This is a genomic window from Reichenbachiella agarivorans, from assembly GCF_025502585.1.
Classification (GTDB): domain Bacteria; phylum Bacteroidota; class Bacteroidia; order Cytophagales; family Cyclobacteriaceae; genus Reichenbachiella; species Reichenbachiella agarivorans.
Genome location: NZ_CP106679.1, coordinates 377,543 through 403,922, shown reverse-complemented (window position 1 = coordinate 403,922; position 26,380 = coordinate 377,543). Strand labels below are relative to the sequence as shown.

At 40.4% G+C, this 26,380-nt stretch carries 19 protein-coding genes; 6 read left to right on the top strand and 13 right to left on the bottom strand.

Going from position 1 to position 26,380, the window contains the following annotated elements:
- Position 1 precedes the first annotated feature (1 nt).
- On the top strand, positions 2-1,384 hold the full coding sequence (locus N6H18_RS01630) for a GH1 family beta-glucosidase (protein ID WP_262310104.1): 1,383 nt from the start codon (positions 2-4) through the stop codon (positions 1,382-1,384).
- 93 nt (positions 1,385-1,477) lie between these two features.
- Here the strand turns inward: N6H18_RS01630 and N6H18_RS01625 are convergent, their stop codons facing one another.
- The 5 genes from N6H18_RS01625 to abc-f form a co-directional block, all read right to left on the bottom strand.
- Positions 1,478-3,886, bottom strand: a complete 2,409-nt coding sequence (locus tag N6H18_RS01625) for an outer membrane beta-barrel family protein (RefSeq protein WP_262310103.1) — start codon at positions 3,884-3,886, stop codon at positions 1,478-1,480.
- Positions 3,876-4,337, bottom strand: coding sequence for a PepSY-like domain-containing protein (locus tag N6H18_RS01620; protein WP_262310102.1), 462 nt, complete (start codon positions 4,335-4,337; stop codon positions 3,876-3,878). Before N6H18_RS01620 ends, N6H18_RS01625 begins: the two co-directional genes overlap by 11 nt.
- A gap of 62 nt (positions 4,338-4,399) precedes the next feature.
- Entirely contained in the window at positions 4,400-5,689 is a 1,290-nt protein-coding gene (locus N6H18_RS01615; RefSeq protein WP_262310101.1) for a sensor histidine kinase, read from the bottom strand.
- Positions 5,686-6,360: a response regulator transcription factor gene (locus tag N6H18_RS01610; RefSeq protein ID WP_262310100.1), complete on the bottom strand. Its 675-nt coding sequence runs from the start codon at positions 6,358-6,360 to the stop codon at positions 5,686-5,688. The genes N6H18_RS01615 and N6H18_RS01610 overlap by 4 nt, the downstream gene beginning before the upstream one ends.
- A gap of 243 nt (positions 6,361-6,603) precedes the next feature.
- Positions 6,604-8,190, bottom strand: a complete 1,587-nt coding sequence (gene abc-f / locus N6H18_RS01605) for a ribosomal protection-like ABC-F family protein (RefSeq protein WP_262310099.1) — start codon at positions 8,188-8,190, stop codon at positions 6,604-6,606.
- Between the two features lie 396 nt (positions 8,191-8,586).
- Here abc-f and htpG point away from each other — a divergent pair, with 396 nt between their 5' ends.
- Together htpG and N6H18_RS01595 are read left to right on the top strand one after the other, a co-directional pair.
- Entirely contained in the window at positions 8,587-10,482 is a 1,896-nt protein-coding gene (gene htpG / locus N6H18_RS01600; protein WP_262310098.1) for a molecular chaperone HtpG, read from the top strand.
- Positions 10,483-10,567: 85 nt separating this feature from the next.
- Positions 10,568-11,386 (top strand): toxin-antitoxin system YwqK family antitoxin, encoded by an 819-nt coding sequence (locus tag N6H18_RS01595; RefSeq protein ID WP_262310097.1) that lies wholly within the window; start codon positions 10,568-10,570, stop codon positions 11,384-11,386.
- 54 nt (positions 11,387-11,440) lie between these two features.
- On the opposite strand, the gene N6H18_RS01590 is transcribed toward N6H18_RS01595, so the two are convergent.
- Entirely contained in the window at positions 11,441-12,178 is a 738-nt protein-coding gene (locus N6H18_RS01590) for a glycosyltransferase family 2 protein (RefSeq protein ID WP_262310096.1), read from the bottom strand.
- Positions 12,179-12,434: 256 nt separating this feature from the next.
- Here N6H18_RS01590 and N6H18_RS01585 point away from each other — a divergent pair, with 256 nt between their 5' ends.
- Positions 12,435-13,202 (top strand): sterol desaturase family protein, encoded by a 768-nt coding sequence (locus tag N6H18_RS01585; RefSeq protein WP_262310095.1) that lies wholly within the window; start codon positions 12,435-12,437, stop codon positions 13,200-13,202.
- A 63-nt stretch (positions 13,203-13,265) separates the two neighbouring features.
- On the opposite strand, the gene N6H18_RS01580 is transcribed toward N6H18_RS01585, so the two are convergent.
- From N6H18_RS01580 to N6H18_RS01555, 6 genes are all read right to left on the bottom strand, one after another.
- A complete protein-coding gene (locus N6H18_RS01580; RefSeq protein ID WP_262310094.1) occupies positions 13,266-14,297 on the bottom strand; it encodes a phosphoenolpyruvate carboxykinase (ATP) in 1,032 nt (343 codons plus the stop codon).
- Positions 14,294-15,472, bottom strand: a complete 1,179-nt coding sequence (locus tag N6H18_RS01575) for a nucleotidyltransferase family protein (RefSeq protein WP_262310093.1) — start codon at positions 15,470-15,472, stop codon at positions 14,294-14,296. The genes N6H18_RS01580 and N6H18_RS01575 overlap by 4 nt, the downstream gene beginning before the upstream one ends.
- Positions 15,469-17,148: an ABC transporter ATP-binding protein gene (locus N6H18_RS01570; protein ID WP_262310092.1), complete on the bottom strand. Its 1,680-nt coding sequence runs from the start codon at positions 17,146-17,148 to the stop codon at positions 15,469-15,471. The genes N6H18_RS01575 and N6H18_RS01570 overlap by 4 nt, the downstream gene beginning before the upstream one ends.
- A complete protein-coding gene (locus tag N6H18_RS01565; protein WP_262310091.1) occupies positions 17,132-17,812 on the bottom strand; it encodes a glycosyltransferase family 2 protein in 681 nt (226 codons plus the stop codon). The genes N6H18_RS01570 and N6H18_RS01565 overlap by 17 nt, the downstream gene beginning before the upstream one ends.
- Positions 17,805-18,251, bottom strand: coding sequence for a hypothetical protein (locus N6H18_RS01560; RefSeq protein WP_262310090.1), 447 nt, complete (start codon positions 18,249-18,251; stop codon positions 17,805-17,807). Before N6H18_RS01560 ends, N6H18_RS01565 begins: the two co-directional genes overlap by 8 nt.
- A gap of 232 nt (positions 18,252-18,483) precedes the next feature.
- A complete protein-coding gene (locus N6H18_RS01555) occupies positions 18,484-19,893 on the bottom strand; it encodes an aldehyde dehydrogenase family protein (protein ID WP_262310089.1) in 1,410 nt (469 codons plus the stop codon).
- Positions 19,894-20,082: 189 nt separating this feature from the next.
- Here N6H18_RS01555 and N6H18_RS01550 point away from each other — a divergent pair, with 189 nt between their 5' ends.
- Positions 20,083-20,877 carry a hypothetical protein gene (locus tag N6H18_RS01550; protein WP_262310088.1) on the top strand — a complete coding sequence of 265 codons (795 nt, stop codon included), beginning with the start codon at positions 20,083-20,085 and terminating at the stop codon, positions 20,875-20,877.
- On the opposite strand, the gene N6H18_RS01545 is transcribed toward N6H18_RS01550, so the two are convergent.
- Positions 20,874-23,813, bottom strand: a complete 2,940-nt coding sequence (locus tag N6H18_RS01545) for a DEAD/DEAH box helicase (RefSeq protein ID WP_262310087.1) — start codon at positions 23,811-23,813, stop codon at positions 20,874-20,876. The genes N6H18_RS01550 and N6H18_RS01545 overlap by 4 nt on opposite strands.
- A gap of 157 nt (positions 23,814-23,970) precedes the next feature.
- On the opposite strand from N6H18_RS01545, the gene N6H18_RS01540 reads away from it, so the two are divergent.
- Positions 23,971-26,379: a bifunctional UDP-N-acetylmuramoyl-tripeptide:D-alanyl-D-alanine ligase/alanine racemase gene (locus tag N6H18_RS01540; RefSeq protein ID WP_262310086.1), complete on the top strand. Its 2,409-nt coding sequence runs from the start codon at positions 23,971-23,973 to the stop codon at positions 26,377-26,379.
- Position 26,380 lies beyond the last annotated feature (1 nt).

Sequence of the window (26,380 nt, the reverse complement as noted above, 5' to 3'; positions counted from 1 at the left end):
TATGATTTTTACAAAAGATGACTTTGGTCCCGATTTTCATTGGGGAGTGAGCACTGCTGCTTATCAAATAGAAGGTGCACACGATGCTGATGGTTCTGGACAGTCGATCTGGGATGCCTTTGTAGCCAAGAAAGGTAAAATACAAGATGGTAGTGATGGCAATCATGCTTGCAAGCATTACAATCACTATCGCGAGGATATCCAGTTGATCAACACACTTAATATTCCGAATTATAGGTTTTCGATTTCATGGTCAAGGATATTTCCCAATGGTACAGGATATATCAATCAGGCTGGAGTAGATTTTTATAACCGTTTGATAGATACTTGCCTCAAAAATGATGTAACGCCTTGGATTACACTTTATCATTGGGATTTGCCTCAAGAATTGCAGAAGAAAGGAGGCTGGGTCAACCGTGAGATACTCAACTGGTTTGAAGAGTTTGCAACTACCTGTGTGAAATTATTTGGTGATCGGGTGACGAACTGGATGGTACTCAATGAGCCTATGGTTTTTACAGGTGCTGGCTACTTTTTGGGATATCATGCACCGGGGAAGAAGGGGATTAATAATTTCCTGCCTGCAATGCACCATGCTACGCTGTGCCAGAGTTTGGGAGGGAGAATCATCAGAGATTTGCTGCCTCATGCGAACATCGGGACGACATTTTCTTGTTCTCATATAGATCCTGCCAGTCAGGAAACAAAAGATGTAAAGGCTGCCAAGCGTTTTGATGCTTTGCTCAATCGTTTGTTTATCGAACCTGCAATGGGACTAGGTTATCCTATTGAAGATCTGCCTGTAGCCAAGAGAGTAGAGGATTTTATCCAAGCGGATGACGAAATGAATATGCCCTTTGATTTTGATTTTGTCGGTCTGCAGAACTATACGCGCGAGGTAGTGAAATACAATTGGTACATGCCCTATCTACAAGGTCAGATTGTCAAGGCAGAGGAACGTGGTGTAGAGACTACTGCGATGGGCTGGGAGGTCTATCCTCCTGGGATCCACAAGATGCTGAAGAAGTTCAATGCCTACGAGAATGTAAAATCTATCATTGTGACCGAGAATGGTGTGGCATTTCCAGATCACTGTGAAGAAGGAAAGGTCAAGGATGTACAACGTGTCAAGTTCCTACAGGCATATATCAGTGAAGTACTTAAAGCCAAAAGGAGTGGGATCAAAGTAGATGGGTATTTTGTTTGGTCATTGATGGACAATTTTGAATGGGCCGAAGGGTATCTTCCGAGGTTTGGCTTGGTGTACAATGATTTTGAAACCCAAAAGCGGATCGTGAAGGATTCAGGTTATTGGTATTCCCGTTTTCTCAAATCCTCCAAAGTGATGCTGAGCGATGAGGTGCAGAATGCTGATAGATTTTAGTGTTTAGACACTAGACTTTAGATAAAAAAGTGGGGTGTTTTTTGATTCTTCTTGTGTCTGTCTTCTGTACAAAGTGAGTGTGCACACTAAGTATTAAAATTTATAGTTGTAGCCTAGTCGAATGACTTGAGTTTCATAATAGTTGCTGCTGGTATAACTGAAATTGTTGCCGTCTATGGTTTGTTTGATCACCATGGAATTCAATAAATCAGTCGCATTCAGGAATAGCTCTCCCTTGCCATCTTGGATACTGCTTTTGATCCCCATGTTTAGCGTGTAGCGGGCGCCAATGCGTCCTTGAGGAATCAGGTCGGGAGCTAGATAGATGGCCGTCAGTTGAGCTTCTATGCGTGAACTGATTTGAAATGTGCTGTTGAGCTTGATGTTGCCAGAAAACATCTCTTGTTTGTCCACACTGAATACATTTTCGACTGGATATAGATTGGTCACGGTATAGGCGTTGATTTGGTTGTGATAGCCATTGAGATTGAGGTTGAGTAGTAGCCAATCGTTTACTTCTTGAGAGAAGACGATTTCTAAACCACTGTTGTAGCTTTTTCCAATGTTTTGGAAAACAGCATAGATTAAATTGGTGCTATCTACTGTGGTCGAGATGCGTGATATCGTAGCATTTGCCATGCGATGATAAAGAGCAGAATAGAAATAACCTGTGTTCCAATTAGTCTTGTATCCTATTTCTATCGCATCGGTAAACTGTGCCCTGAGTGCAGGGTTACCTACTTTGATAATTTCGGCATCATCGTATTTGGGAAAGATTCTAATGTCCACTTCATTGGGTCGATCTACACGACGATTATAGAATGTGGTGAGCCTGTTGTTGTCATTGATTTTGTATGCAAACCTGATACTAGGGAAGGGTTGCGTATAGTCATAGCCATCACTCTTGTAGGTATTGTGTCCTGGGTTTACATCGTATTGCAATTTGAAATACTCTAGTCTAAGACCCAGTTCTGCTTCTATTTTTTTGGTCTCGTAGATATAGTTCCCATACAGTGCCGGTATCGTCTCGTTGTAGGTTGCCCAACCGCCAGCGTCAGCATCCAATGGAGAGTTAGTGCCTGGGAAGAACTGCATATCGGTAGGTATCACTCGCTTGCGAAATTTCAATCCTGTTTCGACCCGTCCGTATCTGAGAGGACGCACATAATCGATCATGAGATCTGCCACATGCTCGTCTGAGAGGAGTTTGAAAGCATCCTTGCTGCTGGAACTAGGAAGAATGTTGTCGAAGAAATATTGCTCGTTTTCTCTGTGGAAAGTGTAGTTGAGCCCTGCAGACAGCGTGTGACCAGGTTGCCTGAACTGGTGTTGAAAACTACCTGTAGCCATGGCTGTAGTCTTTAGTTCGTCTTCTACATATTGCCAAAGCCTTAATCTTTGGGATAAATCTTGATTGAAGAAGGGCTCATCTCCATGGTCGATTATTTTTTCACTCCCAAATAGTACTGAAGCGCTGAAACTGTTGACATCCGATATTTGATAATCTAGACCTGCCTTGGAAGTAAAAAAGTTCGTGTTTCGATTGCGTTTGGACTGCTGATGTATCACAGTGCCATCATCGTATGTCCGTGTGACAAATTCGTTTTTGTTGAGTGTCTGGGTGTATAGATTGTCTGCCTGTAGGTAGAAGTTGACTTTATCCTTACGGTAGTTGAGTGACAGAGAAGGGTTGATTTTGGGTGTCATCTGATATTGAGGTCTGATGGTAGGTAGGTTCTCTTTCCTTACCCAGAGTGCGCCGAGTCCCGTACTGAGACCGGCTTTGCCATTGAGGCCGGTCTTTTTTTCTTTTTTCATCACGATGTTGATGATGCCTGCATTGCCGTTGGCGTCATATTTGGCAGATGGGTTGTTGATGATTTCTATTTTCTCGATGGCTGAGGCAGGCAGATTGTCTAGGCCAGTTTGGCTACCAAAGCCAGTGAGGGCAGTTTGCTTTCCGTCTATGAGTACCGTTATTTTCTCATTTCCTCTGAGTTGAATCTTGCCATCTTGTACCGTGACGCCTGGTAGATTGCTCATGGATTGTAGGACTGAGCCACCACTCTGGCTGATGTTGTCAGACACGGTGTAGGTCTTTTTGTCCATGGTCTCAGAGACGGCATCTTGCTGTCCTGTGACGATCACTTCTCCTAGAGTTTGCACATCTTCCTCTAGCTGAGTATCTCCTAAATCAAGGTACTTTGATTGAGAACCTATGAATGTTTTTTGCTGTATTGTGAGATAGCCTAGGAAGGAAATTTCCACGAGGTATTCGCCAGACTTAGGAGCTTCTAGTGTGAATAATCCTTGGTCGTTGGTGATGGATCCTGTGACGAAGGTGGAGTCTTTGCTGTTTTTGAGTATCACATTGACATAAGACAAAGCCTCCTGAGAGACTTTATCTTTGATTGTGCCTGAGATACTTATGGTTGAGTTTTGAGCAAACAATCCTGTATGGAACAGACAAAAAAGTGCAATCGTGCAAATGCTAATTTTCATATTCTTCCTCTTCTAATGTAGTCACTTTGTAAGTGATTTCTCCTTTATCATTCAAAGTCAGTTCTATTTCTGTTTCCCCTTGGATCAATTCTATCTCATAGAATTGTCCTTTGGGAGTCTCAGAGATTTCAGCCTTTTTAAAATCTGAATCTGCGAAATCGTGTTGGATGGTACTAATCACTATAGGTGGAATTTCATGGAATTTGATGTCATGCTCTGTCTCATGCCAAGTGCCCTCAGGATCAAAATTGGCAGAGTATTCCATGTCATTTACGTTGAATTCGGCTTCCCATTCCATGTCGTCTTCTTTTTCAAGTTCCCATTCTACATCCTTGGCTTGCGGGAATTTTTGATGAAAAGCTGTCAATACCTTTTGTGGTACTTGATCCTCATGGCCACAGGACATCAGGGATGATAGGCATATGCCTAGGACTAAAATCGGCTTGTTCATTGTCTTTGATCTTTATGTTGAAAAATTTATGAGACAAAACTGCAAACCGATTTAGAAGAGATTTAGAATTTAGGGAAGCTCACCGAAAAAATGTGAAAATTAGATTGAAAATCATAAGATACCTCCCAATGATAGCGCGCACAAATCTCCTTGACGATAGCCAGTCCTAAGCCACTGTTGGTGGTTTCGGCTGTAGAGACGGCGAACCTCTGGAATAGTTTCTCGACTTTGAGAGATGCTGTTCCTGTGTTTTGAATGCTCAATTTTTGATCTGCTACATGGATTTGTACTGTTCCGCCTACTGGACTATGTCTGATGGCATTGGATAGCAGGTTGTGAATCAATGTCTCGGCGAGGTAGGGACTGCACACGATAGTTAATGGGGTTTTGTATTGAAAGGAAATGTTCAATGTTTTCTCATCAAAATAGTCCGCAAATAGATGGATGGTTTTGTCTATGAGTTGTGTGAGATCAATTTCTTCATTTGCGTTGAATTGACTGTTTTCTATCTTGGCTAGCAGTAATAGATTTTTGTTGATCCGGCTGATTCGGGACAATGGCAAGCCAATAGCGTTGAGCAAGTCAGATTGCTGCTGGGTCAAGTTGTCCTGTTGTAGGAGGATGTCCAGTTTTGACTTGAGGATCGCCAGTGGTGTTTGCAATTCGTGAGAGGCATTCTCGATGAATACCTTTTGTTGCTGATAGACGGAGATGTTCTGTGCGACCAACTCGCTCAAGGCGGTATTGAGTTGCGCAAACTCCTCAATATCAGTTTCGCCCAGTGCGATACTATTGTCCTGACTGAGATCAAAGGACTGTAGTGTCTGTAAAGTTTGGTGAAAGGGATGCCAAATTCCTTTGGCTATTCTTTTGTTGAGATAGATGAACCCGATCACCAAAAGGATGAAAAATGCAATGGTCACCACGGCAATGGCGACAAGTGTTTCGTCAGCCTCTTCGATATTGGTCTCTATGATCATGCGGTAGGGCAGACCATTGATATGAAGGTAAGTCTGGTAGCCTCTGAACCGATCGATTTCAAACGCTGGAGCGTATATGTTTTGCTTGGTGATTTCATAGATGCTGTCTTGTCCTATTTCTTGGACTAGATTCAAACTAGTGCCAGGCTGCATGATCTTCCATGCATTGATTGTCTGTCGTAGTTCAGTGGAATCTATCGTTTGTTGATCAAAGTAGCCAATGATACGGTCTTTGATGATCAGATTGTGCTCATCTAGCTCGTGGAGCCAGATATGATCTACGACGATGTAGTACACAGGCACACTCCCAATCAATATAATCAGTGCATACACTGTGAAAATCCTAAAGGGCTTGTCGAGTAGTTTGGTCATATTTCCCATTTGTAACCTGAGCCATAGATGGTTTTGATGTAGTCACCATATTGATGCTCTTTGAGTTTTCGTTTCAGGTTCTTGACATGTGCATAGACGAAATCGTGGTTGTCAAACATGTCAGCAAAATCACCTGATAGATGCTCTGCCAAGGCACTCTTGGACAAGATCCTGTTTTTGTTGCCGATAAAAAATAGTAACAGATCGTATTCTTTCCGAGTCAGTACGATATTTTCCTCTGAGATGCGTACAGTTTTGGAGAGCAGGTCAATCGTGATTTCGTTTTGCGTTAGTGTATTGGAGTTGTCAAACTGCTTTCTCCTGATCACCGAATGGATGCGTGCCGCCAATTCCGCATGATGAAATGGCTTGGCCAGATAATCATCTGCACCTATTTGCAATCCCTTGATTTTGTCTTCCAGAGAGTTTTTGGCAGAGATGATGATGACACCATCTTGTTTGTGTTGTGCTTTGAGGTACTCTAATAGTTGGATTCCATCTCCTCCGGGCAACATGAGGTCTAGCAGGATGCAGTCATAAGCGTAGGCATGTATCCTGTCGATGGCCTCTTGGTAGGTCTTGGCAGTCTCACATAGATAATTTTCTCCCGTCAGGTATTTGGAAATATCTGCGACCAGTTCTTCCTCATCTTCGACTATCAGAATCTTCATGAGTACAAATTAACCTTTCAATTTGGAATTAATTTAGAATTTGTCATCGGATTGAAAACCTGTGTCAATCTCTCTTATTAGCTATAGAAATATTGGTTTTTCGATTTCATGCTTATAGGATTAGAAAGCTATGCTTATCGCTTTCCAATCCCATAAGCATAGAAAATAATTCTATGCTTAGAAAAATTATTTCCATAGGCATAGCATTATTTTCTATGCGCATCCAATGATACAATATACAATTCAGAGTTTGATTGCTCGCTGGATGTTGATTTGTTCCAAGAAAGATTCGTCATGAGACACTACTATCAGCGTTCCTTGGTATTCGTTGAGCGCAGCTGTTAGGATTTCAATATTTTGGATGTCCAGATTGTTGGTCGGTTCGTCCAAGATGATGAGATCGGGTGATTGACTGTTGACGGTCAGTCCGCAGAGCATCAAGCGCATTTTTTCTCCTCCACTCAAGGCACTACACGGTTTGTCCCAATCTTCTTGGGAAAACAAAAAGCGATTGAGCCTAATTTTGATTTCGTGTTCCTGTAATGCCGTAGTATTGAATTGCTGGGCTTGCTTGTACACTTTGAGAGTGTTGTCAACCAAAGAATAGTCTTGATCAATGTAAACAGATTTGTTTTCTGCATGGTAAATCGTTCCAGACATTGACTCCAAGTCTCCCAAAATGAGTTTGATCAATGTGGTTTTTCCTGAGCCGTTTGATCCCTTCAGTGCTATACGTTCGCTACTTGTTATTTGGATGTTGAGCTTCTCCTTCCATAGCGGTGTAGCACCGTAACTAAAATTGACATCAGTGGCGGTGAACAGTACCTTGCCTTTGTGCATGGAGGAGTTGTTCAACCCAAATTTCATTTTGGACAGATCTGACACAGTAGCGCGCAACTCATGCAATTCCCCAGCAATGCCACCAATCTTTTCAGCATGAACACTTTTAGCTTTGGAGCTACTATTTTCGGCGTTGTTGCGCAGTGTATTCATCATGATCCTTGATACACCAGCCTTTTCTTGTTTCTTTTTCCCTCGTGCGTCCAGTTTTTGCTGGCGTTCTTTGGTTTCCCGTTCTTTTTCTTTCGCTTTTCGCAATGCCTTTTCTTTGCTGTGAATGTCTTGGTTCAAAGCAGAAACTTCTATTTGCTTTTGCGTGATATAAAAGTCATAGTTACCGCCATAGGCTGTTATGCCTCGCTTACTCAACTCACATACCGTGTCCAAAATATTCAGTAATCTCCTGTCATGACTCACTACCACTAAGGTGCTAGATGTGGATTGCACAAAATCATACAATAGCTGTCTGCCAGATACATCTAGGTGATTACTCGGTTCGTCTAACAGTACCAAGTCAGGTTGATGAATGGATATACCTGCAAGGAAAACTTTCGTCTTTTGTCCGCCACTCAAGGTTTCCATTTTGTGGTTTAAGTCCAGATCATCCAACTCCCAATAGCGCAATGCATCTGTGCAGCGGACTTCAACATCCCAATTGTCATTGAGGATGGACATATTCTCATCCGTGACATGACCACCCAATATTTCTTGAAGAGCCTGAAGTTCTCGGTCTATCCTCAATGCCTGCGCAATGGTCAGATGATTGTATTGTCCGAAGATTTGTGGAACATAATAGGGTTGAATATCGACTTTTATGACTCCATCAGAGACAGGTAGCTCACCAGCTATGATTTTCAGTAGCGTGGATTTTCCAGCTCCATTGTTGCCGATCAGGGCTATTTTGTCGTGAGTATTGACTGTAAGACTGATGTCGTCAAACAGCATATCCTTGTTGGGATGCGCGTAAGTAACGCTATGAAGAGTAAACATAATTTCTTTTTTGGAAGATGAATAAATAGGCACGCCCGTGATGAGCCTGCTGTCTGTATTGTCTGAAAAGAAATTATATTTTACATTTTTATTTGTGGGGTTATGTTTGCAAAATTAGAAATGCTGTCCGATTGCTCCAAGAAAAAGGCAGTTTATCTAATATGAATGGACTGAATGGGGTTACAATTGAATGAAGGGGATTTAGGTTACTAATGAATGTAAGGTTGAGAATCTCCACAATTAACATATCCTGTTTTGACTCCTACCCTGCCACTCCTGCCTGCCATTTTCTGTCATCCTGTCACGGATTAGATCAATTTCTATTTTGGAATGAGTTTTGTCATAGGGCGGTGAGAATATTTTAGTATTAACCAAATAGTAAAACACAAATACACCATGCAAGAGAAAGGTAATATTTCGATTCATACCGAGAATATTTTTCCAATAATCAAGAAGTTTCTTTATTCCGATCACGAGATCTTTTTGAGAGAATTGGTTTCCAATGCGGTAGATGCTACCCAGAAACTCAAGCAGCTCGCTGGGATCGGTGAGTTCAAAGGCGAATTGGGGGATTTGAAAGTGGAAGTGAGCTTTGACAAAGAGGCAAAGATCATTACGATCAGCGACCGAGGCATTGGTATGACTGCCGATGACATCAAGAAATACATCAACCAGATCGCATTCAGTGGTGCGACCGAGTTTGTGGAAAAATACAAGGACAAAGGTGATGAGCAGCAAATCATTGGCCACTTTGGCTTAGGATTTTACTCGGCTTTTATGGTTGCCGAAAAAGTAGAAATCAATTCTCTTTCTCATGTCGAAGGTTCACAACCGGCTAGATGGATTTGTGATGGATCGACAGAGTTTGAGATCACAGCGGGTGATAGAACTGAGAGAGGTACAGATATCATACTGCATGTCAATACCGAAGATTCTGAAGAGTTTTTGAATGAAAGCAGACTCCAGGGCATCTTGGACAAATACTGTAAATTCTTGCCTGTAGCGGTGAAGTTTGGTGAGAGGGATGAGCGTGTAGAGGATGGCAAGGACGATGAAGATAAGCCAAAATACAAAACGGTCAAAAAGGACAACATTGTCAACAATCCTGTGCCATTATGGACCAAATCTCCAGCGGATTTGACGGACGAAGATTATTTGTCATTCTATAGAGAATTGTATCCCTTCTCAGAAGAGCCACTCTTCTGGATTCACCTCAATGTAGATTATCCATTCAATTTGACAGGTATCTTGTATTTCCCTAAAGTGAAAAAGGATATTGAGTTGCAAAAGAACAAGATTCAACTGTACTCTCGTCAGGTATTTATCACCGATGAAGTGAAAGATGTAGTGCCAGAATTTTTGATGTTGCTACATGGGGTTATTGATTCACCAGACATCCCGCTCAACGTATCCAGAAGCTTTTTGCAGGCCGATAGCAATGTGAAGAAAATTAACTCTTACATCACCAAAAAAGTGGCTGACAAGTTGAGCGACTTGTACAAGAAGGATAGAAAAGAATACGAGACGAAATGGTCAGATATTGGACTATTCGTGAAATATGGTATGCTCAGTGATGAGAAGTTCTACGACAAAGCAAAGGATTTTGCATTGCTCGAAAACGTAGATGGTCAGTATTTTACTTTCGATGAATACAAAACCAAGACAGAAACGCTTCAGAAGGACAAAGATGGCAACATCATCTATCTGTACGCGACCGAGCCTGCCAAGCAGCACGCATTTATCCAATCTGTGAAAAAGAAGTCTTATGATGTTTTGAAAATGGATGGGCCATTGGATTCACACTTTATAGGGACGTTGGAGCACAAAATGGACAAAACCCAGTTGAAGCGTGTGGATGCGGATACAGTGGACAAGTTGATAGACAAGGATGAGAAAATAGAATCTGTATTGTCTGATTCTGACAAAGAAAAGGCCAAGGAGTTATTTGAAAAATCTATCAATGACAAGAACTCAACTGTCAGCGTGGAGTCATTGGCAGCAGATGAGATGCCAGTGATCGTGACCATGCCCGAGTTCATGCGTAGAATGAAGGACATGCAGCGCAACGGCGGTGGTGGTATGATGATGATGGGGGACTTCCCAGATCAGTACAATGTAGCAGTCAATGCAAACCACCCCTTGGTTTCCAAGATTTTGAAATCTAAGAAAGAAGAGAACAAAGAGACTTTGGCGAGACAAGCGTATGACTTGGCTTTGTTGTCTCAAGGGCTGTTGGTAGGAGAGGCATTGACACAGTTTATCAATCGGTCTATCGAAATTAGTGCTGAGTAAACTCAGATAGCTTGAAAAAAGTGAAACCTCTGAGCTTGCTCAGAGGTTTTTTATTATAATAGCATTTAGCTTTACTTATATGAAAATGAAATTCTTATACTTATTGGTGATTGGCTGCATGACACAGAGTCTAAATACCTATGCCCAAGAGTATGTGAGTGATGAAGAACTACTAGAGACACAATACGAAGCGCCACTCACGGTAGACATGGATGCAGAGGAAGAGGATCGTGAAATTGTCTTGAAGAAAAAGAAACCCAAACGCAATGTGTACTTTGGGAAGAAGACCAGAAAGGGTTTTACTAGATCGGGTTTTGGAGACAATGAAGTGATGGAATTGTTTTCTTATCTCAAACACTATGAAGAGCCAGTTCCTTATGTGAGGGATGTCTATTGGTATGATTTCAGAAAGCGAAAAATCATTAATTCTCGAAAAATAGACAAAGACAATGCAGGCATCTTACATGGGCCCTACAAGAAGATGGTCGATGATGAGGTGATCGAAGAGGGGATCTTCTACATGGGCGTCAAACATGGGCGTTGGTCCACTTGGAACAAGCACAACATCCTGCAAAGCAAAGAAAAATACTACAAAGGATGGCCTAAGGAGTCGCTGGTAGCCTACCACAACCGCGACGAACGCCAACTCAAGGAAATTATACCAGTGCATTTCGGAGAGAAGGAGGGTAACTATTATGCTTTTCATGAAAGCGGCAATCTGGCAGCTTATGGTGAGTATCAATTCGATCATCGCATAGGGATCTGGCGAGAATATTACGATCAAAGAAACCGTCGAAAACGTGAAATTATTTACTCCAAAGACCCCTTTGATGAAGAGTTTAGACCTTACATCATCCGTGAATGGGACGAGCGTGGCAAGATGATCTACGAGCGGGAGGAGTAATAGTATTAAAACATTTTACTCTTGCTTTGTCTCTGTTGTGATTGGAAAGGTTAATTACTTGTTTCGATGAGAAAGGGTGTTTTTAAAAAACTCAGGCATTTCGAATTTAGCTAGTTTTTTCCTTCGATCCATACTCTTTTTGACTGCACGAATAAGGTATGGGGTTTGTATTGCGTGAGAGGAATTGGTCATATTATTTTCATGACGCGTGTGCAAGAGGGTAACCTCTGGTAGAAAATGGTATGAGATGCCTTGTTCTACTATTTTGAACCAATGGTCTACATCTTCCGCGTATTTCAAATCTTCATCGAAATATCCAATTTTATCTATTGTATGTTTTCTATAAAGACCTGCTCCAAGGTGGAAATTAAGCATGGTTTTTTCTTCACTATTTTCATAAATTTTGGAGAACATGTGATCGGCGTTGTTACCAATGCATTTTATTCTGCCAGAGACAAGCTCAATCTCTGGGTTTTTGTTCAAATAGTCCAGTTGATTCTTTAGCTTGTTTTTGGGATATAGATCATCCGCATCAAGGAAGCTTATGAAATCACCTTCTGCAATTGATATACCTCTATTTCTGGCTGCCGCTGGACCAGCGTTGGGTTGTTGTATTGTTTGCACATGGTCGAAGGCAGAAGCAATCTCAACCGAATTATCAGTGGAACCGTCATCAACTACAATTATTTGACTATTTGCTATTTGCTGATCCAAAACACTTTGAATGGCAGGAGCTAAATGTTGACTTCCGTTGTAGCAGGGTATTATTATACTAACAGAAATATTTGTCATTATCTTCGTGACTTTAGATCAGCAATTTATTAGAAAAAAAGAGGCAATTTTACATCGTAACAACAAACTTGACAATTATTTGTAATATTTATTGATGGGAGGATTTCGAGATTTGATAGTCAATTTTTTTGGGAAATTCATAGATCACTATGTCGACTATTTTTCCGAATCGTATGAGCTGATATTGATACTCATATTAATTCCACTCACGTTGATAATTATTGAACGAATCCTAATAGGATGGGAGCAGTCGTCGATGAAAAGACTCCTAGTGCTAGATAATTCTGCTAAAAACGATTGGACTGGATTCGTTTTTAGATACACAATGATTAATGAAATATTGGGTTATGGACTGTTGCTTGGAGTAGCCCTGTTTATACCCAAGGAAATACGGTTTTATTTTGGTTTTGATCTTATAAGGCTAATACCTTATTCTCTCATACAGGTCATAGTTGTATTTGTTTTAATAGATTTCTTAGACTATTGGGTTCATAGAATTGAGCATACGAGTACGGTACTTTGGGAAATGCACAAAATGCATCATGCACCCAATCGATTCAATATTATTTCTGGATTGCGAACGAACCCGATCTCTGATGTGTCTATCAAGAGAATTTTATATGCGTTGCCTTTAGCTATAGCTGGCAGTCCAGTCGAGACTTATATAGGAGTGCAGTTGATCAGAAATATAATGCTTTCTCTCCAACATTCTGAGTTGAAGTGGAACCTAGGTTGGATTGGTAAATATTTGTTGATTTCACCTATGGCGCACCGAATTCATCATAGTGTTGAAAGAGAGCATTTTAACAAAAACTTGGGAACTATATTCGTTTGGTGGGACAAATTTTTTGGAACATGGTATGAACCCCAATGCGATTATGTGCCTGAAATAGGGGTAGAAGGCGATGAATTGAATCACCCAAATTATCTGGTCAATATTTATCGATCTACTATGGCTAGTTTAGAAAAGCTTTTAGCTGAGATCAATAATTATTGGAGGGCTCAAAGTGTAAGGAGTAATTGAATAATATCATAGTGGGTGACCTCCATTATTTGCTTAATCAACCTATTATAAGAGAAATAGGGTTTATTGATTCAAGTGATTGTATATAATCTCTGGATTTCGTTCGAAATCCGAACTCAATTCAAGGGTGTATATGGGGAGTTTTTTGACTAAGTTAGATACTTTACTGAAGGTTAGTTCGCGATTGCCTCTTAGCAATGAGATAGTAGAGGGAGCCAGAGCCATGAGTGCGTCACTAGCGTTAGATTTTACAAGGTTTCCTTTTTTGGAACCCGTTATTTTAGGTAGAAAAATGGCGTCAATCATAAATTGATTGGTGAGTTTACTTGGGATTAATTCATGCAAGAAAATCTGATATTTCTCGTCATCCACTTTGAATTGCTCTTGATAGGGCGTTAAGAATTTGAACTTTTTTAAGTTTTCAAACTCAACTTTGGCCACATTATAAAGGCTAAAGGCCTCTTTCCCATTTTCGCAATCGACTAGCATAAAGTCATCCCCAAGGTATTTTAGTTCATCATGATTTAGGCATGAAAGACAGGTTGAGGATTTGCCTGAGCCTCCTTTGCCTGTTAGCATCACACCATTATTGCCAAGGGCGATTCCACCGCTATGTACTGGCTGAATAGCTGTAGATTCAAAATACCAATCTACTATACTTCTTAGGGGAAAACTTCTCATCCATTTGGGTAACGCATCGATAGATTGGATCCATATATAGGCTTTATTTTCAATTCTATTAAAAACTCTAAGTACACTACTCCAAGACTCGAAATTTAGAATAAAATTTTCATCACGATAGATTTCTCCAAAGGGAGACACGTTATTCCAATCCCAGGTAGGATTGGGAAGGTTTATTTTAGATGATTCTCCCTCTATTACCCATACTTCAAAATCATGAATTGAAGGAAGTGAAATTTTCAAGTGAGTGAGAGCGGGCAGGTAGAAGTCATTGGTTTCAGAGCCAATAAATGTCGCAGCAAACACATGATTGGCAAAAGAGATATGATGACGATTAGTAGCTAAGGTTTGTTCAGCAACAGAATATTCCGCACTTAGTTCATCATAGAATGACAAAAAGGATTTCTTGTTCATTTTAATTTATCCAGAGGGTGTTTAGTTAAGCCCATCTTATGGCCAATTAAACTAAAAAGAGAAGCCAATACGTTTTTTGTTCCCCAATTGGTCTTATGATGGTTTAGATAGACCCAAATTTCATTGAAAACATTGTTGTTGGCATGGTACAATTTGAATTGGTAATGACGCAGAAGAACATTAGATAATGAGCGTGCTTCATGTTTGGTCGTAAGTTTATTGAAGAATTTCTTTTCAATAGAACTGACCTTGATGTTATTCAGCCTATCAAATACCTCATCAGGAATAACTGCATCAAATTCGTCTCGAAGATAAGATAATGCAGCACTTATTCGGAGACTGTATTTTCTCTTTTCACTAAACGATAATAATTGTTCCCAATTGATAGAATCTGTTTTTATAATAATCATAGAATCACATATCCAACGAAAAGATGGAAGTTCGTTCCATCTCATGCCATGGATTATTGTGTGAAGCAATTGGAAAGTTGGGTTCAACATTTTGGTTTTCATACCATCTATTTCTAGTAGAGCAAGGTCTTCCCATAATTCTATTTCGTCATGCTCACTAAAGGAGTCTTTAAAAACCCTCCAATGAGTATCAATTTCATCTTTTTTATTATTGATTAAGCACCTAGAGTTGCCTACAAGTCGCTTGGTATCGACGTATTGTTTAGAGTACAAATCCTTCCATCCCTCTTGGGAAAGTAAATCCCACAATTCATGTACATCAGACTCATGTACTACAATATCTAGGTCAGACATAGGTCGGATACCGTCAGAGCCATAATAATGCTTTGCCAAAGGAACTCCTTTAACAAAAAAGTGTTCGATTTGATGATTATCCAGAAGGTTGATTATTTTTTTGACTTGGAAAAAAATAATTTGATTTTTAGACCAGACGTACCTATTGTAACCTTTGATAGCCTTTAAGATTGGGTCGTCAGGTAGATGTAGGTGCAAATTGTAATGAAGTAAAGGTAAAAGCCTTTGGGATCCACCATCAATTTGATCAAATACAGTTGCGAGCAATTGATCTCCAGTTTTTTGAGGATTGAGTACGAGTGTCAATTGCCATTTTTCAAAATTAGAGATAGCCTCTGTTCCTGACAATGTACAGGCTTTTAGTAAAAATAGTTGTTGGCTAGATGGCCAAAAATCAATGTGTGATTTCATTTTAAATCATATTTATGTAGTACCCCATCTTTCAGTTCAAGAACCTCATCGGCCAAATCTAGAAAATCTTTATTGTGTGTAATAATGAGTATGGCGGGCTTGAACCAGAGATTCTTTAAATTAACATAGAGCTGCTTCAGTGATTCGGAATCTAGGTGGTTGGTAGGTTCGTCCAGAATCAGTAGGTTCGGTTGTGAAACCAAAGATCGAGCAATAGCAATTTTTTGCTTTTCTCCTCCAGACAAGTTTATAGCTGAATTTAATTGGGTATCCACTCCATTTGGTAGTTTAGAAATGACACGATCTAGGGTTGATAGTTTGATAATTTGCTCTAGTTCTTCGTCGCTTATATTTTCATTGTATCCATATAGAATGTTTTCTTTTACTGTTTGGTCAAAGATGTAAGATTCCTGAAAAATAAGCCCTATCTGATTTCTCCAATGCTTAATATCGACTTTAGTTAGAGGGTGCCCGTCGATCAATATCTGCCCATGATTGAGTTTGTAAAACCCCATAATGAGTTTTATTAAAGTGCTTTTCCCTACACCATTGGATCCAATGATTGCATAGGTTTTTCCTTTTTGAATTTGAAGATTCAACTTAGAGAGCAAACTTTTTTGACTAGGATAGTGAAAGGATATATTCTCTAGTTCTAATGTGTTCTCAAGATCTATAAGCTTAGTACCAGAAACTTCCTTCGTACTAGACAAGGTTTTAGTCAACTCCATGATAGGTGCGAGAGATTCCTTCCCAGACAGTATTTCTGGGATTGATTGTGACAGATTAAACATAAATCTCCTCAGCAGATAGAGTACAAAATAAAATGACATCAAGGTTCCAAATGTAAGCTGATCATTCAAGACCAAAAAGCAGCCTATTACAAGTATGAGCAAACTGACACATGAGATTATTATGTCTTGCAGCGATTTGAATAGCTCCTGTTGCCAAGCCATAGATTGGCTGGAATCTTTTAGATTTTTAATGGTAGTTGTTTTTTCTTGGGACTCTTGCTCTTCGAAAGCACTACTTTTTATTAGGTCAAAATAGTGAATAATGAACCTTAATTGGCTACTGAACCTTTCGAAATGATTGTTGAAATTGTTGGTGTTGTCTCTGATTCCTTTTCTTAGTAATTTCATCATCAACCATAATGCTGGGCCAAGTAGAAGTAGTACAATGCTCAATGTCCAATTGAGGTAAAAAAGAACAGCTAGTAGGCATATACTGGAGAAAAAGGAAGGTATGAAAATGGCAACAAAGGCATTGCTCATCCGATCGACTCTTTCACTGTCATTAATGATCTGATTATGTAGTTTATTTTTTTGATACGTTTGGAAAGCAGAGTAATCGGATTGTAATATTCCGATTAGTAGTCCAGATCTGATGGATGCGATTATTTCTTTGGTTATTTTTAATACTATTTTTCTCCCCCAGAGCCACAAGGCTTGGTTGATGAGGATCAAAAAAAGAGCCATTATGGAATAGCGGAGAATTAAACCAAGATTGTTGGACGCCAAGCCAACATCAAAAATCTGCTGTACAAAATAAGTACTAGGTATTAATACAAACGATTGGATGATTGCGAGTATGATGGCAAACAATAGATACTTTTTCTTATCGCCATAAAGAGAAAAGTAGTCTATCCATGTGCTGAGCGAATTACTTTTTTTGTGCATCTAAATGCCGTTTCAAGATTTGGGCAAAGTTGTTTCTTTGGTCGCGCTGTTGAATGCTCATATTTTCAAGATGTAATCTTCTGTGAGCTACTACCTTGTCCACCATTGTATATTTTACACCATTTCTTTTTGCCATTGCAAACCATTCAATAAAGTCGCCCATACGTACACTAGGATTAAAACTACCAATGTTGTTGAAAGCAGCTTTTTTGATGAGCATAGTTTGCTTGCTATATCCATTCATAGGGTCTTTAGGGCAATGCACCCTAGCTGCTTGTTCTTTGGTCAATTCTGGACTGATAAATTGTTGTACTAGTCCAAATGAAACCTCTAGGTCAGCGCAAGAATAGAAAGCTTCCAATTGAAGCTCAAGCTTATCTGTAGACCAAAGATCATCAGCATCATTAAAAGCTAAAAACGAGCCATGACTTTGTGATATCCCAAAATTAAGTGCTGTAGGTTGACCTTGATTTTTTTGAAAGTAATAGGTCACAGGATATTGTTTTACCAACGATGCTGTTTGGTCTGTAGAGCCATCATCCACTACAATGATTTCGGTATTGGTGTACGTTTGATTTAGGATACTTTCAATAGCTGATTCAATATACTTTTCTGCATTATATGCCGCTATGATTACACTTACTAGTGGTTTGACGTTAGACATCTTTGTTTGTGTCCAAGTCCATAGAAGGATTTTCTTTAGGCATAGGCCAACCTGTGGCATCAACGTCATGAATCGGATCTAATAATAACAAATCCTGCATATCAGTAAATTTCTTTAAGATGGCAGGCTTGAAACTATCGTGTTTAAAAATCAACTCATTGGATACCTTATCCGAGGGGTCTTTTGATTTAACTACCAAGCCTTCTTCAATTAGTTCATTTATTATTTGAGAAAATACTTTTTTTTGGTCTTGGTCAAACATGTATTTGTTTTCAAATATTTCTTTGAGGTTGGGCAGGTCGACACCATCTTTTATTATTTTCCAAATATCAATACCAGAGCCTCCAAAGGAGTAATAATTTCCGTTTTCCAGATTAACTATAACTACTTCATCATCGAATAATTCACTACTTACTGTTGGTCTATTTTCTATTAACATATATTATTGTGCTGTAAATTGATTGTTGTTTTTATCGAGTTGATTGCTCTCTATTGGATGGAGGCTAAAATTAAGTGATTCCGAATTTGAAATCAAATTTATTCATCTTCTGTTTACATTGAATTAACCAAAATATTACTTGTATCCCTTTGATGGAAAATTCAGATCCTACATCATTCGTGAATGGGACGAGCGTGGCAAGATGATCTACGAGCGGGAGGAGAAGTAAACACTAAAAATGATTGATCATCCATTTCAATAGTATCTTTTTGAAGCCACCAACTGGAGGATAAAATAGAGAGGCATTGGTAAGTCCGATACGTTGCTTCAAAATCGATTTTTGATTAGAAAATTCTAAGAATCCAAAATGTCCATGTGACTTGCCGATCCCACTGTGGTTTACTCCGCCAAAGGGTAAGTTGGGATGTGCATACTGGATCACTACATCATTGATAACCATGCTACCTGCCGATGTTTGTTGCTCGATGAGTTTTTGTGTGACACTACTTTTGGAGAATAAATAAAGCGAGAGCGGTTTTTCTTGCGTGTTGATGTGTTGGATTACAGTTGCTAGGTCATCATAGGTTTGTATAGGCATGATGGGACCAAAAATCTCTTCTTGCCAGATTCTGGAGGTTTCGTCTATATGTGTCAATAGGGTGGGTTCAATATACCTTTGTGTCACGTCATGATCTCCACCTGCAATTACTTTTGCTCCTTTGGTCACCGCATCATTGAGAATATCTACTAATCTATTCGCTTGTTTTTCATTCACGATTCTAGAGTATCCATCCGCGTGTCGCATGCCTTGTGACTCAGGATCGAATAGCTGAGCGATGTATTTTTTAGTTGATGCTACAAAGGAGTCCAGCTGGTGTGTGTGGATGAAAATGTAATCAGGTGCTATGCAGGTTTGACCGTTGTTGGTAAAGCGTCCCCAGACAATTTTGCGTGCCGCATCATCTGTATCGGCTGTTTGGTCAATGATGACGGGTGATTTTCCTCCTAGTTCTAAGGTGACGGAAGTCAAATTTTTGGCAGCTGCTGCCATGATGATCTTGCCTACCGCTGTACTACCAGTAAAAAAGATATGGTCAAAGGGCAGAGAAAGCAATATTTGGGTTTCTTCGATGGCTCCTTCTACCACGGTGACTAATTCTGGTGCATAGAGCTCCGAGATCATTTCCTTGATCAATGTAGATGTAGCAGGTGTGTTTTCTGAGGGCTTGAGGATGGCAGTATTGCCAGCCGCCAGGCAAGAGACCAAGGGTGAGACCATCAATTGAAATGGAAAGTTCCAAGGTGCAATGATGAGACAACGACCTTTGGGTTCATACATGATTTTGGCAGAGGTGCCTATGTAGGTGAACCCAGAACTGACCCGCTTAGGTTCCGTCCATACATTTAGTTTTCTCAGCGCATGATTGATCTCCGATGTGACTGTAAAGATCTCCGTAATGTCAATGTCTGATTCTGGTTTGCGCAAATCCGTATATACTGCTTTGCGTATTCTGTCTTTGTGAGTCAAAATCCATTTCTTGAGTTTCTTTAGTTCTGCTTTTCGATCTGCGATAGGAGCTATTCTGAGTTCCTGTGATTTTTTCTGTTGATTTACAAACAGTCTATTGATGGTGTCTCTCATGTTGTTGATCTCTTATTTTGGGGTTCTGGTTATTGGTGCTAGCGGAAAAGGTAGTGTAAAATCGGCTTAAAACGCGATTGATCCCCGTATTTACGCGATTTGCCTATAGTTTTAAGGGGAATAATTTGTTAATATTGTTTTAACATTAATTTAACATTAAGTATATTTAGGTAACAACAATCACTGGTCGTGCAAAAGTTCGGAATCATTATCGTCTCCTTTTTTGTTTGTCTGCTTCTCACAGTGGACCAAGTAAGTGCTGCTGTGCCGACTGGGATTACCAAATTGCCATTGTTTATTCGGGATGATTTTGGCAACATGCCACAAGAAAAATTTGATGCCATCGAACAGCGATATGTAGATGAGTTGGCGAAATTGAAGGAAAAGCAAGCTGTTATCAAATCAGATGAAGCTTTTTTGAAGCACGTGTTTTACAAAGTCCACAGACGGTTTTTGAAGAACTATGAAAAGCAAGCGTTGTTTAGTGAGATTTTTGAGGTATCTGGTAAATATGATTGTGTGACGGGGTCTGCACTTCTCGCGTTGTTTTTAGATGATTTGGGTTATGCCTATGATGTGGTTGAGACGGATTATCATGTGTATCTGATGGTAAAAGTTGAGGATAGGGAATTTTTGATGGAAGCAACCGATCCGATCTATGGTTTCGCTACAGATGCTAAAGAGATCGAAGAACGAAAGTCAGTGGTACTAGGGGATGCCAAACGAATCAATGAGGAACTAGCATTGGCTGGGGTATCTAGTGATTTTAGCAGAGGCAAGCCAAGCAAAGTTACCATCATAGACAACCGCGTGGGCATCAAAGAACTTGCAGGTTTGCACTATTACAATCAGAGTCTCAAAGCATTGAATGGAGAAGACTTTCGAAAGGCCTACCAATATATCGTAGTGGCTCAAGGTATCTATCCATCAAAACGCATCAAAAACGCCAGTTCGTTTATCTTTTCGATGGCCTTTGGTGATTAATCGAGTAAGCCTACCAAATCCGCTTTGGATAGATTCTTTACAAAACTCTCTTCCGTCGTGATTAAATCTGTTGCCAATTGTTTCTTGTTTTGCTGCAGCAGCATGATTTTTTCTTCAACGGTGTTTTTGGTGATGAATCGGTAAGTAAACACCTTGTTTTGCTGTCCAATTCTGTGTGCTCTGTCTATGGCTTGTGCTTCGATCGCAGGATTCCACCACGGGTCCAGCAGGAATACATATTCTGCCTTGGTCAAGTTGAGACCTAGACCTCCCGCTTTCAACGAAATCAAGAATACCTGTATGCTCTCATCGTTTTGAAAATTCTCCACTTGCTGTTGACGATCCTTAGTAGAACCATCTAGGTAAGCATATTTGATTTTTTGTTCGTCGAGGTATTGCGCTACAATTTTTAGATGTTTTACAAACTGTGAAAACACCAATATTTTGTGATGCTTGTTGATGGCATTGTCAAGCATGAAACTGATGTCTTCCAATTTGCCAGAATCTCCTTCGTAGGTTTCATCAGCCAGCATAGGATGGTTGGCGATTTGTCTCAGTTTGGTTAACCCTTGTAGGATCATAAACTGCGACTTTCCTAAACCTCCTGACTCGATTTCCTTCATGATTTTGTCACGGTAGGCAGATTTGACCTTTTCATAGGCTTCTTCTTGCTCTGGTGACATGGTACAATAGCGCACGCTTTCTATCTTTTCGGGTAGATCAGTGGCAACTTGAGATTTGTTTCTTCTCAGTAGAAAAGGATTGATGAGTGAGTACAGTTTTTTTGTCTTGTCCTCATCTTTTCTTTTCTCGATAGGAATCTGATATTGCTTTTTGAAGAAAGATTTGGTTCCCAAAAGTCCAGGGTTGACGAAAGACATTTGTGACCACAAATCCAATGTGGTATTTTCTATCGGTGTGCCTGTCAAGATCAACTTGCTCGAAGAGTGCAATTCTCTTACGCATTTGGAGATGATGGATTCAGGGTTTTTGATGACCTGGGATTCATCCAAGATGATGTAGTTAAAATGAAACTTCTCGAATAGATCAATGTCTTGTCTTACAATACCGTATGAGGTAAGCACCAGATCATATTGACTAAACAGGGTGACGTCTTTGTTTCTCTTGACTCCTGTGTAGTTGAGTATTCTGAGATTGGGAGTGAATTTTTCAGCTTCTTTTTCCCAGTTGTAGATCAGTGAGGTAGGCATGACCAGGAGGCTCGTGCCAGCATCCTGCTCTCCATGTATAGATTGTAGCAGCGTCAGAGTCTGCACTGTTTTACCCAAACCCATGTCATCTGCGAGACAGCCACCAAGATTATATGATCGCAAGAATCGCATCCAGTTGTAACCAGCTTTTTGATAGGGTCGCAATTCACCTTTGAATCCCTCTGGGATCTCAAAGTCGTCAATCTTATCAAAATCATTGAGTTTTTGCAACTTGCCTTTGAGGCTCATCTGGGCAAGGTTGGAATCTGTTAGTTCTTTGACCAGCGAAATGTGATGTTTTTGCAACTGTAGCTCTTCGAGGCTGCCCTCGTTGCTGAATGCCATCAGCTCGGAATATTGTTCAAACCACGCATCCGGAATTACGGCGATTTCACCGTTGGGCAGTTCTATTTCCTTGATATTTTTGAGGATGTAGTTTCGGATGATTTTGAAGGGAATTTCAAAATCTCCAAACTTGACAATGGCATGGACGTCAAACCAGTCTATGTTTTCTTTAATTTCCACGGTCATTTCTGACTTTCCGAGGAAATATTTTTTGATGTTCTTGCCGTTTTGGATCAACTTGATCCCAGCGTCTTCCAAGAATTTCTTGGACTCGTTGATCCATGAAAATGCCTGTCCAAGTGGTACCGTACTCTGCGAAGACTTGAGAGGCATGCCCGTCTCCTGCAAAAATTTGAGGTACTTGTTTTCCTTGCTGAGGTCACGTTTGATTCGGTAAAAGGTGTATTCATCGTCCTCGTTTTCTACATGGACATTGACCTCTTGGCTATGGTCAGCTTTGTATTTATGTTTTCCGTATTGAAACTTCAATTCAAACAAGATCTTGGCTTCTTCAAGTTCTAATGTATTGCTGTTGGTTTGGTTGCCAAATAAATCAGTTGCGACTTGCCCGCCATTGCTGGCTAACTCTGAGAAATACAAAGTCGGTTCTAATTCGTATTTTTCAGTTTTGATGTCAAAGCCCTTGGCATATACATCGAAAGATGCGACAAGCGGAGCTACAAATTTTCGATAATAGTTGTCCTCAATTTTTCGAGGGATGGCAATGAATTTTTTGTTTAGAAAAGGCTTCAGTTTGTTTGCATCCACATTTTTTTGAAAACTGTACAGCTTGTTTTCGATCACAATGTAGGCAGGATCATTGCAGAGTATGTACGCACCCTTGTATTGAAAATCCACTTTTTCATCTTGGTACTTGATGGTGGGAAAGTAATGGGTGTTGTCTTCGTTTCTTCGGAAATGAAAGAGTACGCTGGCCTCTTCTTTGAGAATTTCGATTTCCTTCCATGCAGGTTCACCATCATTACCCATTTCGAATAGGCGCTTTCCTTTGAGTAGAGGCATGATTTTTGATCTTCTGCGTTCTACATGTGCGATGATTTGTTCTTGCTTGGTCTCATCTCCAGTTTTAGGATCAAATACTTTGAGGAAAAAGTCATCTGCCTTGATTTTTTTCTTTTCAAAATGCTTGACCACTATGTCAGGTTGCATCGAGTCCATGATCTTGATGAGTTCATAGTCGTTATCATCCAGTCCACTGGCAAACTCCTTGGCGTTTTTGGCAGAGATATTTTGATGAGAGAATGTGAGCCTACCCTCTGAGTCCAGCTGGATCACGAATGACTCGAATAGATACCCCAGATACTGGTGATCAAACAAGGTATAAATCAATTGAAAGGGTTCGTTAGGAGAGACTTTCATCTACAAGCAATTACGTTGAAAAAACACAAAACCCTTTCGGATTTAATCTTGCAATTTAATCCAAAAACCCGTACCCTGAAGTAAAAAATGTAAAATTTAGGTCGGCTATTATTTAATATTCCAATTAAATTGGGACAGCAAATAAAGGATGCAATTTATGAAATTTCACGAACTGGAGGGACTGTGCAAGGGGAAAATTACACATCAAGTCAAAGACGCAGAAATCAAGGAATTGGTAACCGATACCAGAAATATATCCATCCGCTCGGGGGTACTGTTTTTTGCGATCGAAGGAATCAATCATGATGGTCATGCCTTTGTGCAAGATGCCTATGACAAGGGTGTTCGGTGTTTCGTGGTAGAAAAGGAAGTAAGACTCCCGTCGGATGTCAATGTGATAGAAGTGCGACAATCACTGCCTGCTTTGCAGTTGGTAGCTGCCTATCACAGGAGTCTGTTTACGTATCCAGTCATAGGAGTGACAGGGAGCAATGGCAAGACGATCGTCAAAGAATGGTTGGCTCAGATGCTGGATTACAAATTTAGCATTGTCAAGAGTCCAAAGAGCTACAACTCTCAGCTCGGCGTGCCACTGTCTGTGTGGCAAATGACGGAATCCCACCACATGGGTATCTTCGAAGCAGGAATCTCTGAGAGCGGGGAGATGGAGCGACTGGAAAAAATCATTCGTCCGACCTTGGGTATTTTTACCAACATAGGAGAGGCGCACAATGCTGGTTTTAGTTCTCTGCAACAGAAGGCAGATGAAAAGGCCAGATTGTTCAAAGACTGTAAAAAGGTCATCTACTCCCAAGCCTATCCCGAAATTGCACAAGCATTGAAGGAAACGGTTTCTCCAGAGACAGAATTGGTCGCCTGGAAGATTGATGATAGCAAGGGCAATCAGATAACCGTGCAGATTGGTCATCATTTTTTGAATTTGAAGTTGCGTTTTTCTGATCCAGCTTCTGTTGAAAATAGCCTTCATTGTGCAGTGGCACTTCATGTGTTGGGCTTTGGTCAGGAGGTGATTCAGAGCAGACTCGATACACTCTCATCTGTAAAAATGCGTCTTGAAATGAAGCAGGCTGTGAATCGATCTTATGTGATAGACGATACCTACAACAATGACCTCTATGGTTTGGAGGTAGCACTGGATTTTTTGCATCGTCAAAATCAAAAAACGAAAAAGACGGTCATTCTTTCGGATCTTTATCAGACAGGATTGGCACTGCCAGATCTATACAGTAGGATCGACGATCTGTTGCGCAATCAACAGATTCATCGCCTGATCGGCATAGGAAAGGAGATTTCCAGCGTGAGAGATCAATTTCACACCGAGGCGGAGTTTTATGATACTACTGCGGCATTTTTGGCCTCAGATTTTGCTGTCCAGGATGAAATTGTGTTGGTGAAGGGGGCGAGAGATTTTGAATTTGAACGGATCGTCGAAAGGCTAGAGTACAAGGCGCATGGTACGATTCTAGAGATCAACATGGAGAGTTTGACCAACAATCTGAATCATTATCGTGCCAAATTGAGACCAGAAGTCAAGATCATGGTGATGGTCAAGGCTTTTGCTTATGGTGGAGGGAATTTTGAAATTGCCAATCTGCTACAGTTTCACAAGGTGGATTATCTGGGAGTGGCCTATACAGATGAGGCCTTGGAGTTGCGCAAGAACGGAATTCATCTACCCATCATGATTATGAATCCTTCTTCTGATTCTTTCAGGTTTTTCAAAGAGTACAATTTGGAACCTGAAATGTACTCTTTGGAGCAATTGATTGATTTTGTGGACTATTTCGAAGGAGAGGAGGCGATACCAGCGATCCATATCAAATTGGAAACAGGAATGAACCGTTTGGGATTCAAAGAAAATGAACTCAAGCGTTTGGTTGAGATATTGAAACTGAAGAAAAAACTGAAAGTCAAGAGTATTTTTAGTCATCTGGCTGGTAGCGAAGATCCTCGCCACAAGGAGTTTTCCTTGCAGCAAGGTCGTCGATTTGAAGAGATGAGTGAAGAAGTCATGGCGGCACTATGGTACAAACCGATGAGACACTTGACTAATACAGCAGGGATTGAGAATTACAAGCAATTTCATTTTGATATGGTTAGGTTAGGAATAGGACTCTATGGTTTTGACCCTGTCAAATCTGAAGAGAAGAAACTACAAATAGTAGGTACACTGAAGACACATATCTCACAAGTCAAGAATATCAAAGAAGGGGAGTCGATAGGTTATGGTAGGATGGGCTTTGCAGAGAAGAATATGAAGATAGCTGTCGTGCCGATTGGATATGCAGATGGTTATTTGAGGGCATTTGGCAACGGTGTAGGCAAGATGTCTATCAAAGGGCAATGGGTACCTACGATTGGTAATATTTGCATGGATATGACAATGCTCGATGTGACAGATGTGAAAGTACAGTCTGGTGAAGAGGTGGTGGTGTTTGGTGACAGCCCGACCATCAAGGATTTGGCGACTTGGATAGGGACTATACCCTATGAGATTCTCACGAACATCAGTCAGAGGGTAAAGAGAACTTACGTGTCTGATTGAT